Raw genomic sequence first — 15,931 nt, 5'->3', positions numbered from 1 at the left:
CCTTTTAACATTTAGTGCCCATCGTCGCAAGACACAATCCACACGGTTAAACGGGGTATCCTGCTTTTATTTCCGTACCCGATGTCGGTGCAGCCACATCAGCTTATACGCCGCCGGGATAATAAACAGCGATAGCAAAGGCGCGGTGATCATGCCGCCAATCATCGGCGCGGCAATCCGGCTCATCACCTCTGAACCTGCTCCCGTTCCCCACAGAATCGGCAGCAGACCGGCGATAATCACCGCCACCGTCATCGCTTTCGGGCGCACGCGCAGGACCGCGCCGTGATACAACGCCTCATCCAGCTTCTGCTCGCTGAATGTTTGCGGATTATTCAACGACGGCTCGGCCTCTATGGCGTGACGTAAATACATCAGCATCACCACGCCAAATTCGGCGGCGACCCCGGCAAGGGCAATAAAACCGGTGCCCGTCGCCACGGAAAGATGAAAGCCCATCCACCACAGCAACCAGATGCCGCCCACCAGCGCAAACGGTACGCTGCTGATAATCAGCAACGCTTCGCCCACCCGACGGAACGCCAGATACAACAGCACGAAGATGATCATCAGCGTCATCGGCACCATCAGTTTCAGCTTATGGTTGGCGCGCTCCAGTAGCTCGAACTGCCCGGAGAATGCCACGCTGGTGCCCGGTTTTAACTGCACTTTTTCAGCTATCGCTTTTTGCAGATCGTGAACCACCGACACCATGTCACGATCGCGGGCATCGATATAAATCCAGCTCGTCGGGCGCGCATTCTCGGTTTTCAGCATCGACGGTCCGGTAGAGACTTTAACGTCGGCCACGTCTGCCAGGGTGATTTGCTGCTTCATCGGCGTGAGGATCGGCAACTGGCGCAGTGCCTGCGGGCTATCGCGCCAGCTTTGCGGATAACGCAGATTAATTGGATAACGAGCAATCCCTTCCACCGTTTCGCCAACCATCGCCCCGCCCACCGCAGATGTCACAAACAATTGCACATCCGCCACCGTCATACCGTAACGCGCGGCTTTTTCACGGTTAATCTCAACGTTGATATAGCGCCCACCTTCCAGCCGCTCGGCAAGAGCAGAAGCTACGCCTGGCACCGTTCGCGCCACTTCTTCAATTTGCTCCGCCATCGTGTCGATATCCGCCAGCACAGTGCCGGAAACTTTAATGCCGATAGGGCTTTTAATGCCAGTCGAGAGCATATCGATACGGTTACGAATTGGCGGCACCCACAGATTCGCCAGCCCCGGCAGACGCACGGTGTTATCCAGTTCCTCAATGATTTTGTCCATCGTCATGCCTGGCCGCCACTGATCTTGTGGCTTAAGCTGGATAGTCGTTTCTACCATCTCCAGTGGAGCTGAATCGGTGGCGGTTTCCGCTTTCCCGGTTTTGCCAAATACCCGCGCCACTTCCGGTACGCTCATAATCAGCTTGTCGGTTTTTTGCAGCATGCTCGCCGCCTCTGCTGCGGAAATCCCCGGCAGCGTCGATGGCATATACAACAAGTCGCCTTCATTGATCTGCGGTAAAAATTCCCCGCCAACTTTATTGAGCGGCCAGAGTACCGTCAGCACCGAAAGCGCTGCCACCAACAGCGTGGTTTTCGGCCAGTGCAGTACTTTCAGCAACAGCGGATGATAAACACGAATCAAAAAGCGATTGAGCGGGTTACTGCTTTCCGGCGGAATTTTGCCACGGATCCAGTAGCCCATCAGGATCGGGATCACTACGATCGCCAGTAGCGCCGCGCCCGCCATCGCATAGGTTTTGGTGAACGCCAGCGGGCCAAACAGACGACCTTCCTGCCCTTCCAGGGTGAAGATCGGGATAAACGACAGCGTGATAATCAGCAGACTGATAAACAGCGCCGGCCCCACTTCAACAGATGCATCGGTAATCACCTGCCAGCGCGTTTTATTATCCAGCGTGGCGTCAGGATGCTGGTGCTGCCACTCTTCCAGCCGTTTATGCGCATTCTCGATCATGACGATAGCGGCATCGACCATCGCCCCGACGGCAATCGCAATACCGCCCAGCGACATAATATTGGCGTTCAGTCCCTGAAAGTGCATGACAATAAAAGCAATACACAACCCCAGCGGCAACGAAATAATCGCCACCAGCGCCGAGCGCACATGCCAGAGAAACAGCGCACAGACTACCGCCACCACAATAAACTCTTCCAGCAACTTGCCACTGAGGTTGTCAATGGCGCGGTCAATGAGCTGGCTGCGATCGTATGTTGTAACTATCTCCACGCCTTCCGGCAGACTGCTTTTCAGCGTTTCCAGTTTGTCCTTCACGGCAGCGATCACTTCACGGGCGTTTTTGCCGGAACGCAGGATCACCACCCCGCCCGCCACTTCGCCTTCGCCGTTCAGTTCGGCAATGCCCCGGCGCATCTCCGGGCCAACCTGGACCTTCGCAACATCACGCAGATAAACGGGCACGCCATTTTCACTGGCTTTTAAAACGATGTGATTAAAGTCGTCGAGCGTTTGCAGATATCCGCTGGCGCGCACCATATATTCCGCTTCCGCCAGTTCGATCGACGAACCGCCCGCTTCCTGGTTTGAAGCATCCAGCGCGCTTTTTACTTCGGCGAGACTGATGCCATACTGCGCCAGGCGCTGAGGATCGATAACCACCTGATACTCTTTCACCACACCGCCCACCGACGCCACTTCCGCAACGTCAGGGATGGTTTTTAGCTCATATTTGAGAAACCAGTCCTGCAATGAGCGTAAATCGGCCAGATCGTGCTTACCGCTGCGATCTACCAGTGCATATTCATAGATCCAGCCAACGCCCGTGGCGTCTGGCCCCAGCTCGGCGCTGACTCCCGCAGGCAGCTTCCCCTGTACCTGATTGAGGTACTCCAGCACCCGCGAGCGCGCCCAGTACGGATCGGTGCCATCTTCAAAAATGACATACACATAAGAGTCGCCAAACTGCGAGAAACCGCGCACTGTCTTCGCGCCAGGTACCGACAACATGGTGGTGGTTAGCGGATAAGTCACCTGATTTTCAACGATTTGCGGTGCCTGACCGGGATAGCTGGTTTTAATAATCACCTGTACATCAGAGAGATCCGGCAGCGCATCCACTGGCGTGTTAATGATGGTCCAGGTGCCCCAGATGCTCAGAAACAACGCGCCCATCAGCACCAGAAAACGGTTCGCCACCGAGCGACGAATAATCCATTCAATCATTGGTTATTCCCTCAATGCGCATGGGTAGCACTTTCAGAGCGCATCCGCTCCAGTGCGCCAGAAATATTGGCTTCAGAATCAATCAGGAACAGGCCGCTGGAAACCACCTTTTCACCTTCCGCCAGACCAGAGCGTAACGCGGTGACGCCTTGCGATGCCTGGAAAACGGCAACGCGTTTCGGTACAAAGCGCCCGTCAGCATCAACGGTAATCACCCGCTGTTCGTTGCCGGTATCAATCAGCGCCTGTGACGGAATGAGCAGCATCGGTTCGCTGGCGGTATTGAGTTGCAACCAGGCGTTCATGCCCGGTTTTAGCGCCTCGTCGGCGTTGTCGACTTCCAGACGCAGTTGTAGCGTGCGGGTCGCGGCATCCACGCCGGGTAGCAGGGTCCATTTGCGAATGGTGAGTGTTTTATCCGGTCGCGCCGGAACGGTGAGGGTAAACTGCGAGGCATCTTTCACCAGCCAGGCGATGGACTCCGGGATCGCAGCAGTGACCCACACCGGGTCCATACCCTGAATTTTCGCGACCACGTTATCTTTGGCGATATTCATTCCCGCGCGCAGATCAAACGCGGTGATCACGCCATCAATGGGCGCTTTGAGCGTAAAGCGAGTCTGGATTTTTTGCGTGGCGATCAGGCGGCGAATATCCGCCTCCGGCATTCCCGCCAGTCTCAGCCGCTCAAGAATGCCTTCAGTCTGGGTCGCCGTACCGCCGGTTTCGCGCAGCAGTAAATACTCACTCTGCGCTTCCACCCAGTCGGGAATGGTCAGGTCGAGAAGCGGTGTGCCCTTTTGTACTTTATCGCCCACGGTAAGCGGATACACCTTGTCGATAAACCCGGCAGCGCGAGCCTGCACAATGGCATACTGATACTCGTTGTAACTGACATTCGCCGGGAAACTCTGGGCAAAAGTCAGCGGCCCGCGCGTGACGGTCGCCGTTTTCACCCCCAGATTCTGCGTCTGGGTCGGGTCAATGCGTACACCAGACGCAGAACTCTCTTCATCGGCATATTTCGGCACCAGATCCATATCCATAAACGGCGATTTACCTGGTTTATCGAACCGCGTATTGGGATACATCGGGTCGTACCAGAATAAGATTTTACGTTCTGCGGTCGGCGTTTTTTCTGCGGGCGGTTCAGCCTTTGCAAACCAGGTAAAACCTGCCGCAGAAATAATACCGCCCGCGATCATGCTGCCGATAATAAGCGCGATTTTTTTCATCTCATTAAACCTGGGTTACTGGCTGACTTTAATATCCTGTAATAAAGAAAGGTTGCCCTGCTGGACAAAATTAAACGCCACTTTGTCGCCGGTTTTAATTTCGCTCATTTTCGTCTGCGGGGTGATGGTAAAGCGCATGGTCATCTCCGGCCAGTTCACGGCAGCAATCGGATCGTGATGGATGGTGATTTTTTTGCTTTCCAGATCAACACCTTTTACCACGCCAGTGGCGCTAATAACCTGTGGCTGTGCTTCGCTCATGGATTCATGATGATGTTCGTTAGCCTGGGCATTAAAGCCAATAACGGTAAACAGACTAAACATTGCGACTTGCAGTGCTTTTTTCATTTATTCTCTCCTGGAGTTAAAAATTATTGCTGCCAACCGCCGCCTAAGGCGGTATATAAAGAAATTTCGTTAACCTGACGGGCATAATTCAGGTCAAGTAAAGTTTGTCGGGTTGCAAATAAAGAACGCTCGGCATCCAGCACTTCCAGATAACTTACTGCGCCGTGCTGATATAATGCCCGCGCCCGTTGCAAAGTAATTTTCAGCGATGCCAGATAACGCTGCTGGGCGCTGATTTGATCGTTCAGGCTTTGACGTAATGCCAGCGCATCTGCCACTTCTTTAAAGGCATTCTGGATTTTCTGTTCATAATTCACCACCGACTGCTGCTGGCGAATTTCGGCGATATCCAGATTGGCCTGGTTGCGTCCGGCATTAAAAATGGGGATCTCAATTTTGGGTATAAAATTCCACATCCCGCTGCTGGCGTTAAATAATGACGACAGATCGCTACTGGCGGTCGATATTCCGCTGGTCAGGCTGATAGACGGGAAAAATGCCGCGCGTGCAGCGCCAATATTGGCATTAGCCGCCATTAACGCGTGTTCAGCTTCCATAATATCAGGGCGCTGCAATAAGATTTGCGACGGCAAGCCCGCCGGTAATTTAACGCTTTGCAGGCTGTCGCTGTTTACTGTCTGCGCTTGCGGCAGCTTGCCGTAGCTTCCCAATAACAGTTGCAATGCATTATTCGCCTGCGCCAGTTCCCCCTGACGTTTAGCGATGTCGCTGCGGGTACTTTCTATCACCCCGCGAGCCTGTTCTAGCGCCAGAACATTGCTGCTACCGGTCAACAGTTGTTTTTCGACAAATGCATATGACTGCTGATAATTACGCAGCGTTTCTTCGGCTATTTGCAATTGCGCATACGCCAGTTGCTGATTGAAATAGCTTTGCGCGACATTAGAAACCAGCAGAATATGCACCGCGCGCTGAGCTTCCTCAGTAGCTAAATAATTTTGACGCTCGGCTTCGCTCATGTTCTTTAAGCGCCCGAAAAAATCGAGGTCAAAGCTGGCGTTAAGGCCGGTCGAAAACTCCCGTGTCGTGGCGGTATTCCCTTTAAGATTACCGCTCCAGCTGCCGCTGCCCTCGCCATTGAGCTGTGGGTAGCGGTCGGCATCGGTCAGACGATATTGCGCCCGTGCCTCCTGCACTTTCAGCGCCGCCATGCGCAAATCCCGGTTATTCACCAACGCCTCGCTAATCAGCGTCTTCACCTGATTATCAACAAAAAAGGTGCGCCAGCCCGCGTTCTGGTAGTTATCTGCTGCGTTAACCAGGCCGTTCTGGCTGAGTGAGAACTGCTGCGGCACGGGCATTGCCGGACGCTGATAATCCGGTGCCAGTGAACAACCGGTTAGCGCAAGGGCCACACAAAATGGCAGAAGTTTACAAGGAGACATAGGCTCATAATTTCTGGTGATTTTATGCCGCCAACTTTACTCGCCAGGCTCTGATTTTCCGGTGACAGGAAAATGACAAAATTGTCATTTTGCCAATAAGCGATTGCCATCTGATCCCGCTACTCTAGAATTGCCCGGGCAACATGCGGAGGAAATATGAAACTGTTGATTGTCGAAGATGAAAAGAAAACCGGAGAATACTTGACCAAAGGGTTAACCGAAGCCGGTTTTGTGGTCGATTTGGCCGACAACGGGCTGAATGGCTACCATCTGGCGATGACCGGTGATTATGATCTGATAATCCTCGATATTATGCTGCCGGACGTGAACGGCTGGGATATCGTGCGCATGTTGCGTTCCGCCAATAAGGGGATGCCGATTCTGTTGCTTACCGCGCTTGGCACCATTGAACATCGCGTCAAGGGGCTGGAGTTGGGGGCGGATGACTATCTGGTTAAGCCGTTCGCTTTTGCTGAACTGCTGGCGCGGGTGCGCACTCTACTGCGGCGCGGGGCGGCGGTGATTATCGAAAGTCAGTTTCAGGTTGCCGATCTGATGGTCGATCTCGTCAGCCGCAAAGTCACCCGTAGCGGCACGCGCATCACGTTGACCAGTAAAGAATTTACTTTGCTGGAGTTTTTCCTCCGCCATCAGGGTGAAGTGCTGCCCCGCTCGCTTATCGCCTCGCAGGTGTGGGACATGAATTTCGACAGCGACACTAACGCCATTGATGTGGCGGTGAAGCGGCTACGCGGCAAAATCGACAACGACTTTGAGCCGAAGCTGATTCAGACCGTGCGCGGCGTGGGCTATATGCTTGAGGTGCCGGATGGTCAGTAAGCCATTTCAGCGCCCGTTTTCGCTGGCAACCCGTCTGACCTTTTTTATCAGCCTGGCCACCATCGCGGCGTTTTTCGCCTTTGCATGGATCATGATCCACTCGGTAAAAGTGCATTTTGCCGAGCAGGATATTAATGATTTAAAAGAGATTAGCGCCACCCTTGAACGGGTACTTAATCACCCTGACGAAACGCAAGCCCGACGCTTAATGACGCTGGAAGATATCGTCAGTGGTTATTCCAACGTGTTGATTTCTCTGGTAGATAGCCACGGTAAAACGGTGTATCACTCCCCCGGTGCGCCGGATATCCGCGAGTTTGCACGTGATGCCATACCCGATAAAGACGCTCGGGGCGGCGAGGTGTATCTCCTTTCCGGCCCGACAATGATGATGCCAGGCCACGGTCACGGACATATGGAACACAGCAACTGGCGGATGATTAACTTGCCGGTTGGCCCGCTGGTGGACGGCAAACCGATTTATACGCTCTACATCGCGCTGTCTATCGATTTTCATCTTCATTACATTAATGATTTGATGAATAAACTTATTATGACCGCATCGGTAATCAGCATTCTGATCGTCTTTATCGTGCTGTTGGCGGTACATAAAGGTCACGCGCCGATCCGCAGCGTCAGCCGTCAAATCCAGAACATTACCTCGAAAGATCTCGACGTTCGCCTCGATCCACAGACCGTGCCCATTGAACTCGAACAACTGGTGCTGTCGTTCAACCATATGATCGAGCGTATTGAGGATGTCTTTACCCGCCAGTCCAATTTCTCAGCGGATATCGCCCACGAAATTCGTACACCAATTACGAATCTCATAACGCAAACGGAAATCGCCCTCAGCCAGTCGCGCAGCCAGAAGGAGCTGGAAGATGTGCTCTACTCTAATCTCGAAGAGCTGACGCGAATGGCGAAAATGGTCAGCGATATGTTGTTTCTCGCCCAGGCCGATAACAACCAGTTAATCCCCGAAAAGAAAATGCTCAACCTGGCGGATGAAGTCGGCAAAGTGTTCGATTTTTTCGAGGCGTTAGCGGAAGATCGCGGCGTGGAGTTGCGGTTTGTTGGTGACGAGTGTCAGGTTGCGGGCGATCCGCTGATGTTGCGTCGGGCGTTAAGCAACCTACTTTCTAATGCCCTGCGTTATACGCCAACCGGAGAGACAATTGTCGTGCGCTGCCAGACGGTCGATCACCTGGTGCAAGTTACCGTCGAAAACCCTGGTACGCCCATTGCGCCTGAGCACTTACCGCGATTGTTTGACCGTTTCTACCGCATTGATCCTTCCCGCCAGCGAAAAGGCGAAGGTAGCGGTATTGGCCTGGCGATAGTGAAATCGATTGTTGTCGCGCATAAAGGCACGCTTGCGGTAACGTCAGATGCGCGGGGAACAAGGTTTGTTATCATATTACCCGCTTAATCCTTCAGCAAACGGCAACTTTTATAACCAGTGTAAAAATAACGTGCCGCAATAATCCTACCTATTAATGATAAAAAGCTGTCACAATTCATAAAAAACTTTAATATACGCCACCCTAAACATAACCAGCGTTAATGTAAGGTTTTTGTGTGGACTGGCTTCTTGATGTTTTTGCTACCTGGCTCTACGGCTTAAAAGTAATCGCGATAACGTTAGCGGTCATCATGTTCATCAGCGGGCTGGACGATTTTTTTATTGATGTCGTCTACTGGGTACGCCGCATTAAACGCAAGTTGAGTGTTTATCGCCGCTACCCGCGAATGAGTTACCGCGAACTGTATAAACCAGATGAAAAACCGTTAGCGATTATGGTTCCGGCGTGGAATGAAACGGGCGTCATCGGCAATATGGCCGAGCTGGCGGCGACCACGCTCGACTACGAAAACTATCATATCTTTGTTGGCACCTACCCCAACGACCCCGATACTCAGCGTGATGTTGACGAAGTGTGCGCTCGCTTCCCGAACGTGCATAAGGTAGTCTGCGCGCGTCCTGGCCCCACCAGCAAAGCCGACTGTCTGAACAACGTGCTGGACGCCATCACCCAATTTGAACGTAGCGCCAATTTCGCTTTTGCTGGTTTTATTCTGCATGACGCCGAAGATGTGATTTCACCGATGGAATTGCGTCTGTTCAACTATCTGGTCGAGCGTAAAGATCTGATTCAGATCCCAGTGTATCCGTTCGAACGCGAATGGACGCACTTCACCAGCATGACTTACATTGATGAGTTTTCAGAACTGCATGGCAAAGATGTTCCGGTGCGTGAAGCCCTCGCCGGACAGGTGCCCAGCGCAGGCGTCGGCACCTGTTTCAGCCGCCGCGCCGTGACCGCTCTGTTAGCTGACGGTGACGGTATTGCTTTCGACGTGCAGAGTCTGACTGAAGATTACGATATTGGCTTCCGCCTGAAAGAAAAAGGTATGACGGAAATTTTTGTCCGTTTTCCGGTGGTGGACGAAGCCAAAGAACGCGAGCAGCGTAAATTTTTACAGCACGCACGGACGTCAAACATGATCTGCGTGCGCGAATATTTCCCCGATACCTTTTCGACTGCGGTTCGACAAAAATCTCGCTGGATCATCGGCATTGTTTTCCAGGGCTTTAAAACCCACAAATGGACCTCCAGCCTGACGCTGAACTACTTTCTCTGGCGCGACCGCAAAGGGGCAATCAGTAACTTTGTCAGCTTCCTCGCGATGCTGGTGATGATCCAGCTTTTGCTGTTACTGGCGTATGAAAGTTTGTGGCCCGATGCCTGGCATTTCCTTTCTATTTTCAGCGGCAGCGCATGGTTAATGACCCTGCTGTGGCTAAACTTTGGTTTGATGGTTAACCGCATCGTGCAGCGGGTGATTTTTGTCACTGGCTACTACGGTCTGACGCAGGGGCTGCTATCTGTCCTGCGTCTTTTCTGGGGTAACCTGATTAACTTCATGGCCAACTGGCGCGCGTTAAAACAGGTACTTCAACACGGCGATCCGCGTCGAGTGGCGTGGGATAAAACAACGCATGACTTCCCCAGCGTGACTGGCGATACCCGCTCGTTGCGCCCGTTAGGTCAAATCCTGCTGGAAAATCAGGTCATCACTGAAGAACAACTCGATACAGCACTGCGTAATCGCGTCGAAGGTCTACGCCTGGGCGGTTCAATGCTGATGCAGGGGCTGATTAGCGCCGAGCAACTGGCACAGGCGCTGGCAGAGCAAAACGGCGTGGCGTGGGAATCCATCGATGCCTGGCAGATCCCTTCCTCGCTGATTGCCGAAATGCCGGCCTCCGTGGCGCTGCATTATGCGGTACTGCCGCTGCGTCTGGACAATGATGAGTTAATTGTCGGCAGTGAAGATGGTATTGACCCGGTTTCGCTGGCGGCCCTGACGCGTAAAGTCGGACGCAAAGTGCGTTACGTCATTGTTCTGCGGGGACAAATTGTCACCGGATTACGCCACTGGTATGCACGCCGACGCGGTCACGATCCGCGGGCAATGTTGTACAATGCAGTTCAGCATCAGTGGCTCACGGAACAGCAGGCCGGTGAAATCTGGCGGCAATATGTGCCGCATCAGTTCCTGTTCGCCGAAATACTGACCACGCTCGGTCATATTAATCGTTCAGCAATTAACGTGTTGTTATTGCGCCATGAACGCAGTTCTCTGCCGCTCGGCAAGTTTTTGGTCACCGAAGGCGTTATCAGCCAGGAAACGTTGGATCGCGTCCTGACAATTCAACGCGAATTACAAGTTTCGATGCAATCACTATTACTCAAAGCAGGTTTAAACACAGAAAAGGTTGCGCAACTGGAGTCCGAAAATGAAGGAGAATAACCTTAATCGCGTCATCGGATGGTCTGGTTTACTGCTGACGTCTTTATTGAGTACCAGCGCACTCGCAGACAATATCGGCACCAGCGCAGAAGAGCTGGGGCTGAGCGATTATCGCCATTTTGTTATTTATCCCCGTCTCGACAAGGCGCTGAAGGCACAGAAAAATAACGACGAAGCAACCGCCATCCGCGAATTTGAATATATACACCAACAGGTGCCGGATAATATTCCACTAACTTTATACCTTGCGGAAGCCTATCGCCATTTTGGTCATGATGACCGGGCGCGGCTATTGCTTGAGGATCAACTGAAACGTCACCCAGGAGATGCCCGACTTGAGCGCAGTCTGGCGGCTATTCCAGTTGAAGTGAAAAGCGTTACGACTGTTGAAGAACTGCTTGCCCAGCAAAAAGCGTGCGACGCTGCGCCGACCCTGCGTTGTCGCAGTGAAGTTGGGCAGAATGCCCTGCGGCTGGCACAATTACCTGTCGCCAGAGCGCAACTGAACGATGCGACGTTTGCTGCATCGCCGGAAGGAAAAACGCTGCGAACCGATCTGCTGCAACGCGCAATCTACCTGAAACAATGGTCCCAGGCAGATACGCTATACAATGAAGCACGCCAGCAGAACACATTAAGCGCGGCAGAACGCCGCCAGTGGTTTGATGTGCTTCTTGCCGGGCAGCTGGACGATCGGATCCTGGCGCTGCAATCACAGGGGATCTTCACCGATCCGCAGTCATATATTACTTACGCGACCGCGCTGGCTTATCGTGACGAAAAAGCACGCCTCCAGCGTTATCTCATTGAAAATAAGCCGCTGTTTACCACGGACGCACAAGAGAAAAGTTGGCTCTATCTGTTATCTAAATACAGCGCCAACCCCGTTCCGGCGTTGGCGAATTATACGGTACAGTTTGCCGATAACCGCCAGTATGTTGTTGGCGCGACGCTACCGGTGCTGTTAAAAGAAGGTCAGTACGACGCAGCGCAAAAACTGCTCGCCACCCTCCCCGCCAATGAAATGCTTGAGGAGCGTTATACCGTTAGCGTAGCGACCCATAACAAGGCTGAAGCTCTGCGTCTGGCACGATTGCTGTATCAGCAAGAACCGGCAAATCTTACCCGCCTGGATCAACTGACCTGGCAACTGATGCAGAACGAGCAGTCACGCGAAGCTGCCGATTTATTGCTGCAACGCTATCCTTTCCAGGGCGATGCGCGTGTCAGCCAGACGTTAATGGCGCGACTGGCGTCTCTGCTGGAAAGTCATCCTTACCTGGCAACGCCGGCGAAGGTGGCGATTTTATCGAAACCCTTACCGCTGGCGGAGCAACGTCAGTGGCAAAGTCAGTTGCCGGGTATTGCAGATAATTGCCCGGCTATAGTTCGCTTGCTGGGCGATATGTCGCCTTCCTACGATGCCGCCGCCTGGAACCGTCTGGCAAAGTGTTATCGGGACACGCTACCCGGTGTGGCGTTGTATGCATGGCTTCAGGCCGAACAACGACAACCGAACGCCTGGCAACATCGTGCGGTAGCCTATCAGGCGTATCAGGTTGAGGACTACGCCACCGCACTGGCGGCCTGGCAGAAAATCAGTCTTCACGACATGAGCAATGAGGATCTGCTTGCTGCTGCCAATACCGCCCAGGCGGCAGGAAATGGCGCAACTCGCGATCGCTGGCTTCAGCAGGCAGAACAACGTGGGCTGGGAAACAATGCCCTCTACTGGTGGCTGCATGCGCAACGTTACATTCCTGGTCAGCCGGAACTCGCACTGAACGATCTCACGCGCTCAATCAATATTGCGCCTTCTGCCAACGCTTACGTTGCGCGGGCGACAATTTATCGCCAACGTCATAATGTCCCGGCGGCGGTGAGTGATTTGCGCGCCGCGCTGGAACTGGAACCGAATAATAGCAACACCCAGGCAGCGCTCGGTTACGCCTTGTGGGATAGCGGTGATATCGCACAGTCGCGGGAAATGCTCGAACAGGCGCATAAAGGGCTACCGGACGATCCGGCACTTATCCGACAACTGGCCTACGTGAACCAGCGTCTGGATGACATGCCTGCGACGCAGCACTACGCCCGGCTGGTGATTGATGACATTGATAATCAGGCGCTGATAACCCCACTGACCCCAGAGCAAAATCAGCAACGCTTCAATTTCCGCCGTCTGCATGAGGAGGTCGGTCGCCGCTGGACGTTCAGTTTCGATTCTTCTATCGGCTTGCGTTCCGGCGCAATGAGTACCGCTAACAATAATGTCGGCGGCGCAGCGCCAGGGAAAAGCTATCGTAGCTACGGGCAACTGGAAGCCGAGTATCGCATCGGACGCAATATGCTGCTGGAAGGCGACCTGCTCTCGGTTTACAGCCGTGTATTTGCCGATACCGGAGAAAACGGGGTGATGATGCCGGTGAAAAATCCGATGTCCGGCACCGGTCTGCGCTGGAAGCCGCTGCGCGATCAGATCTTTTTCCTCGCCGTCGAACAGCAGTTGCCGCTGAACGGCCAAAATGGTGCATCCGATACCATGCTGCGCGCCAGCGCCTCATTCTTTAATGGCGGCAAATACAGCGACGAATGGCACCCGAACGGTTCAGGCTGGTTTGCCCAAAACCTGTACCTCGATGCAGCGCAATATATCCGCCAGGATATTCAGGCGTGGACGGCAGATTATCGCGTCAGCTGGCATCAGAAGGTAGCTAACGGACAGACTATTGAGCCTTACGCTCACGTTCAGGACAACGGCTATCGTGATAAAGGCACTCAGGGCGCGCAGCTTGGCGGTGTCGGGGTCCGCTGGAATATCTGGACCGGCGAGACGCACTACGACGCCTGGCCGCACAAAGTCAGTCTCGGCGTCGAGTATCAACATACCTTTAAGGCGATTAATCAACGTAACGGAGAGCGCAACAATGCGTTTCTCACCATTGGAGTGCACTGGTAAATGCGTAAGTTCATTTTCGTATTGCTGACACTGCTTTTGGTCAGCCCTTTTTCCTTTGCGATGAAAGGTATTATCTGGCAACCACAAAACCGTGATAGTCAGGTTACCGATACCCAGTGGCAGGGGCTGATGAGTCAGTTACGTTTGCAAGGCTTCGATACCCTGGTTTTGCAATGGACTCGTTACGGCGATGCATTCACCCAGCCAGAACAGCGCGCGTTATTGTTTAAGCGTGCCGCAGCTGCGCAACAGGCTGGCCTGAAGCTGATTGTCGGGCTGAATGCCGATCCGGAATTTTTTATGCACCAGAAACAGTCGTCTGCAGCGCTGGAAAGCTATCTTAACCGCCTGCTGGCTGCCGATCTCCAGCAAGCCAGATTATGGAGCGCCGTACCTGGCGTAACGCCGGATGGCTGGTACATCAGCGCGGAAATTGACGACCTGAACTGGCGCAGCGAAGCCGCCCGTCAGCCTTTGCTAACATGGTTAAACAACGCGCAGCGGTTGATTAGCGATGTTTCAGCAAAACCGGTTTATATCAGTAGTTTTTTCGCCGGAAACATGTCGCCCGATGGCTATCGCCAACTGCTGGAACACGTTAAAGCAACCGGCGTTAATGTCTGGGTACAGGATGGCAGCGGCGTGGATAAACTGACCGCTGAACAGCGTGAACGCTATCTACAGGCCAGCGCCGATTGCCAAAGCTCCGCCCCAGCAAGCGGCATTGTTTATGAACTGTTTGTCGCCGGCAAAGGCAAAACCTTTACAGCGAAACCGAAACCGGACGCAGAAATTGCCTCGCTGTTAGCGAAACGTTCCTCTTGCGGTAAAGACACGCTCTATTTCTCTCTGCGCTATTTGCCCGTCGCGCACGGCATTCTCGAGTATTAAATCTCCTCCAGGTAAGTCGGGTACGACCTGGCTTACCTCTTTCGCTCTCGTCAGAATTCCATCAAGATTAATTGCTAAAAAGCGTGCTAAAGAAAGAAGATCGTTATCGGCGAACGGGCCGATCACTCATGCAGGAAGCATAGATCCTTTGAGCGGAGTTTCTGATATCTGAGGAGTGCGAAATGCAATTGAGCAGCAGTGAACCTTGCGTGGTGATCCTGACCGAAAAAGAGGTAGAGGTAAGCGTCAATAACCATGCTACGTTTACCCTTCCGAAAAACTACCTGGCCGCCTTCGCGTGCAACAATAACGTCATTGAACTCTCAACGTTAAATCACGTATTAATCACCCACATCAACCGTAACATCATCAACGATTATCTGTTGTTTTTAAATAAGAACTTAACCTGTATAAAGCCCTGGTCGCGGCTGGCAACTCCGGTTATCGCTTGTCATAGCCGTACACCGGAAGTGTTCCGGCTAGCCGCCAACCACAGCAAGCAGCAACCCAGCAAACCCTGCGAAGCGGAGTTGACGCGCGCATTGCTTTTTACCGTATTGTCTAACTTTCTTGAGCAATCGCGGTTTATTGCCCTACTGATGTATATCTTACGCAGCAGCGTCCGCGACAGCGTCTGCCGCATTATTCAAAGCGATATTCAGCATTACTGGAATCTGCGAATTGTCGCCAGTTCGCTATGTTTAAGCCCCAGCCTGCTCAAAAAGAAATTAAAAAACGAAAATACCAGCTATAGCCAGATTGTCACAGAGTGTCGTATGCGTTACGCCGTACAGATGTTATTGATGGATAACAAAAATATCACTCAGGTAGCGCAATTATGTGGCTATAGCAGCACGTCGTACTTTATCTCTGTTTTTAAGGCGTTTTACGGCCTGACACCGTTGAATTATCTCGCCAAACAGCGACAAAAAGTGATGTGGTGAAGGGCAAAGCGGAAACGGATAAGACGGGGATAAATGAAGAAGAAATGGCGCGCCCTGCAGGATTCGAACCTGCGGCCCACGACTTAGAAGGTCGTTGCTCTATCCAACTGAGCTAAGGGCGCGTTGATACCGCAATGCGGTGTAATCGCGTGAATTATACGGTCAACCCTTGCTGAGTCAATGGCTTTTGATCTGGTTGCTGAACAAGTGAACGACCGCGTCTGATTTTCTGATTTATTTCGTTATAGCGGCAAACAAACGCACACCGCTGCGCGTCTG

Annotated in this window: 10 protein-coding genes and 1 tRNA gene; 6 read left to right on the top strand and 5 right to left on the bottom strand. The window is 52.9% G+C overall.

Annotated features, from left to right (window positions below; all coding sequences use genetic code 11):
- Positions 1-66: 66 nt before the first annotated feature.
- From cusA to cusC, 4 genes are read right to left on the bottom strand one after another with little or no spacing between them, the layout of a single operon-like run.
- Positions 67-3,210, bottom strand: a complete 3,144-nt coding sequence (gene cusA / locus ACJHWR_RS07190; protein ID WP_000573983.1) for a Cu(+)/Ag(+) efflux RND transporter permease subunit CusA — start codon at positions 3,208-3,210, stop codon at positions 67-69.
- Positions 3,211-3,221: 11 nt separating this feature from the next.
- Positions 3,222-4,445 carry a Cu(+)/Ag(+) efflux RND transporter periplasmic adaptor subunit CusB gene (gene cusB, locus ACJHWR_RS07185; protein ID WP_000717105.1) on the bottom strand — a complete coding sequence of 408 codons (1,224 nt, stop codon included), beginning with the start codon at positions 4,443-4,445 and terminating at the stop codon, positions 3,222-3,224.
- 15 nt (positions 4,446-4,460) lie between these two features.
- On the bottom strand, positions 4,461-4,793 hold the full coding sequence (gene cusF, locus ACJHWR_RS07180; protein ID WP_000709860.1) for a Cu(+)/Ag(+) efflux RND transporter periplasmic metallochaperone CusF: 333 nt from the start codon (positions 4,791-4,793) through the stop codon (positions 4,461-4,463).
- A 23-nt stretch (positions 4,794-4,816) separates the two neighbouring features.
- A complete protein-coding gene (gene cusC / locus ACJHWR_RS07175; protein ID WP_000074222.1) occupies positions 4,817-6,199 on the bottom strand; it encodes a Cu(+)/Ag(+) efflux RND transporter outer membrane channel CusC in 1,383 nt (460 codons plus the stop codon).
- 156 nt (positions 6,200-6,355) lie between these two features.
- Here cusC and cusR point away from each other — a divergent pair, with 156 nt between their 5' ends.
- The 6 genes from cusR to envY all read left to right on the top strand — a co-directional run bounded on the left by cusR (position 6,356) and on the right by envY (position 15,652).
- Positions 6,356-7,039 carry a copper response regulator transcription factor CusR gene (cusR, locus tag ACJHWR_RS07170; RefSeq protein ID WP_000770953.1) on the top strand — a complete coding sequence of 228 codons (684 nt, stop codon included), beginning with the start codon at positions 6,356-6,358 and terminating at the stop codon, positions 7,037-7,039.
- Complete coding sequence (cusS, locus tag ACJHWR_RS07165; RefSeq protein WP_410226684.1) at positions 7,029-8,471, top strand: Cu(+)/Ag(+) sensor histidine kinase CusS; 1,443 nt, start codon at positions 7,029-7,031, stop codon at positions 8,469-8,471. Before cusR ends, cusS begins: the two co-directional genes overlap by 11 nt.
- 149 nt (positions 8,472-8,620) lie before the next feature.
- The gene (nrfB, locus tag ACJHWR_RS07160; RefSeq protein WP_000383926.1) at positions 8,621-10,858 is read left to right on the top strand and encodes a cyclic di-3',5'-guanylate-activated glycosyltransferase NrfB; all 2,238 of its coding nucleotides are present in this window, start codon (positions 8,621-8,623) and stop codon (positions 10,856-10,858) included.
- A complete protein-coding gene (gene nfrA, locus ACJHWR_RS07155; protein ID WP_012311579.1) occupies positions 10,845-13,817 on the top strand; it encodes a bacteriophage adsorption protein NfrA in 2,973 nt (990 codons plus the stop codon). The genes nrfB and nfrA overlap by 14 nt, the downstream gene beginning before the upstream one ends.
- Entirely contained in the window at positions 13,818-14,708 is an 891-nt protein-coding gene (locus ACJHWR_RS07150) for a DUF4434 family protein (protein ID WP_001224581.1), read from the top strand.
- A 182-nt stretch (positions 14,709-14,890) separates the two neighbouring features.
- Positions 14,891-15,652 carry a DNA-binding transcriptional regulator EnvY gene (envY, locus tag ACJHWR_RS07145; RefSeq protein WP_001177457.1) on the top strand — a complete coding sequence of 254 codons (762 nt, stop codon included), beginning with the start codon at positions 14,891-14,893 and terminating at the stop codon, positions 15,650-15,652.
- Positions 15,653-15,697: 45 nt separating this feature from the next.
- Here the strand turns inward: envY and ACJHWR_RS07140 are convergent.
- Positions 15,698-15,774, bottom strand: a tRNA-Arg gene (locus ACJHWR_RS07140).
- Positions 15,775-15,931: the final 157 nt, after the last annotated feature.

Source organism: Escherichia sp. WS568 (assembly GCF_046486085.1).
GTDB lineage: Bacteria > Pseudomonadota > Gammaproteobacteria > Enterobacterales > Enterobacteriaceae > Escherichia > Escherichia coli.
Note: the sequence above shows the minus strand (reverse complement) of the source record. Positions and strands in the feature narration are given on the sequence as shown.

What these genes read in the sequence shown, in the direction of transcription:
- cusS (WP_410226684.1), top strand. Translation starts at nt 7,029, where the DNA reads ATGGTCAGTAAGCCATTTCAGCGCCCGTTTTCGCTGGCAACCCGTCTG.
- cusC (WP_000074222.1), bottom strand. Translation starts at nt 6,199, where the DNA reads ATGTCTCCTTGTAAACTTCTGCCATTTTGTGTGGCCCTTGCGCTAACC.
- cusR (WP_000770953.1), top strand. Translation starts at nt 6,356, where the DNA reads ATGAAACTGTTGATTGTCGAAGATGAAAAGAAAACCGGAGAATACTTG.
- cusF (WP_000709860.1), bottom strand. Translation starts at nt 4,793, where the DNA reads ATGAAAAAAGCACTGCAAGTCGCAATGTTTAGTCTGTTTACCGTTATT.
- ACJHWR_RS07150 (WP_001224581.1), top strand. Translation starts at nt 13,818, where the DNA reads ATGCGTAAGTTCATTTTCGTATTGCTGACACTGCTTTTGGTCAGCCCT.
- cusA (WP_000573983.1), bottom strand. Translation starts at nt 3,210, where the DNA reads ATGATTGAATGGATTATTCGTCGCTCGGTGGCGAACCGTTTTCTGGTG.
- cusB (WP_000717105.1), bottom strand. Translation starts at nt 4,445, where the DNA reads ATGAAAAAAATCGCGCTTATTATCGGCAGCATGATCGCGGGCGGTATT.
- envY (WP_001177457.1), top strand. Translation starts at nt 14,891, where the DNA reads ATGCAATTGAGCAGCAGTGAACCTTGCGTGGTGATCCTGACCGAAAAA.
- nfrA (WP_012311579.1), top strand. Translation starts at nt 10,845, where the DNA reads ATGAAGGAGAATAACCTTAATCGCGTCATCGGATGGTCTGGTTTACTG.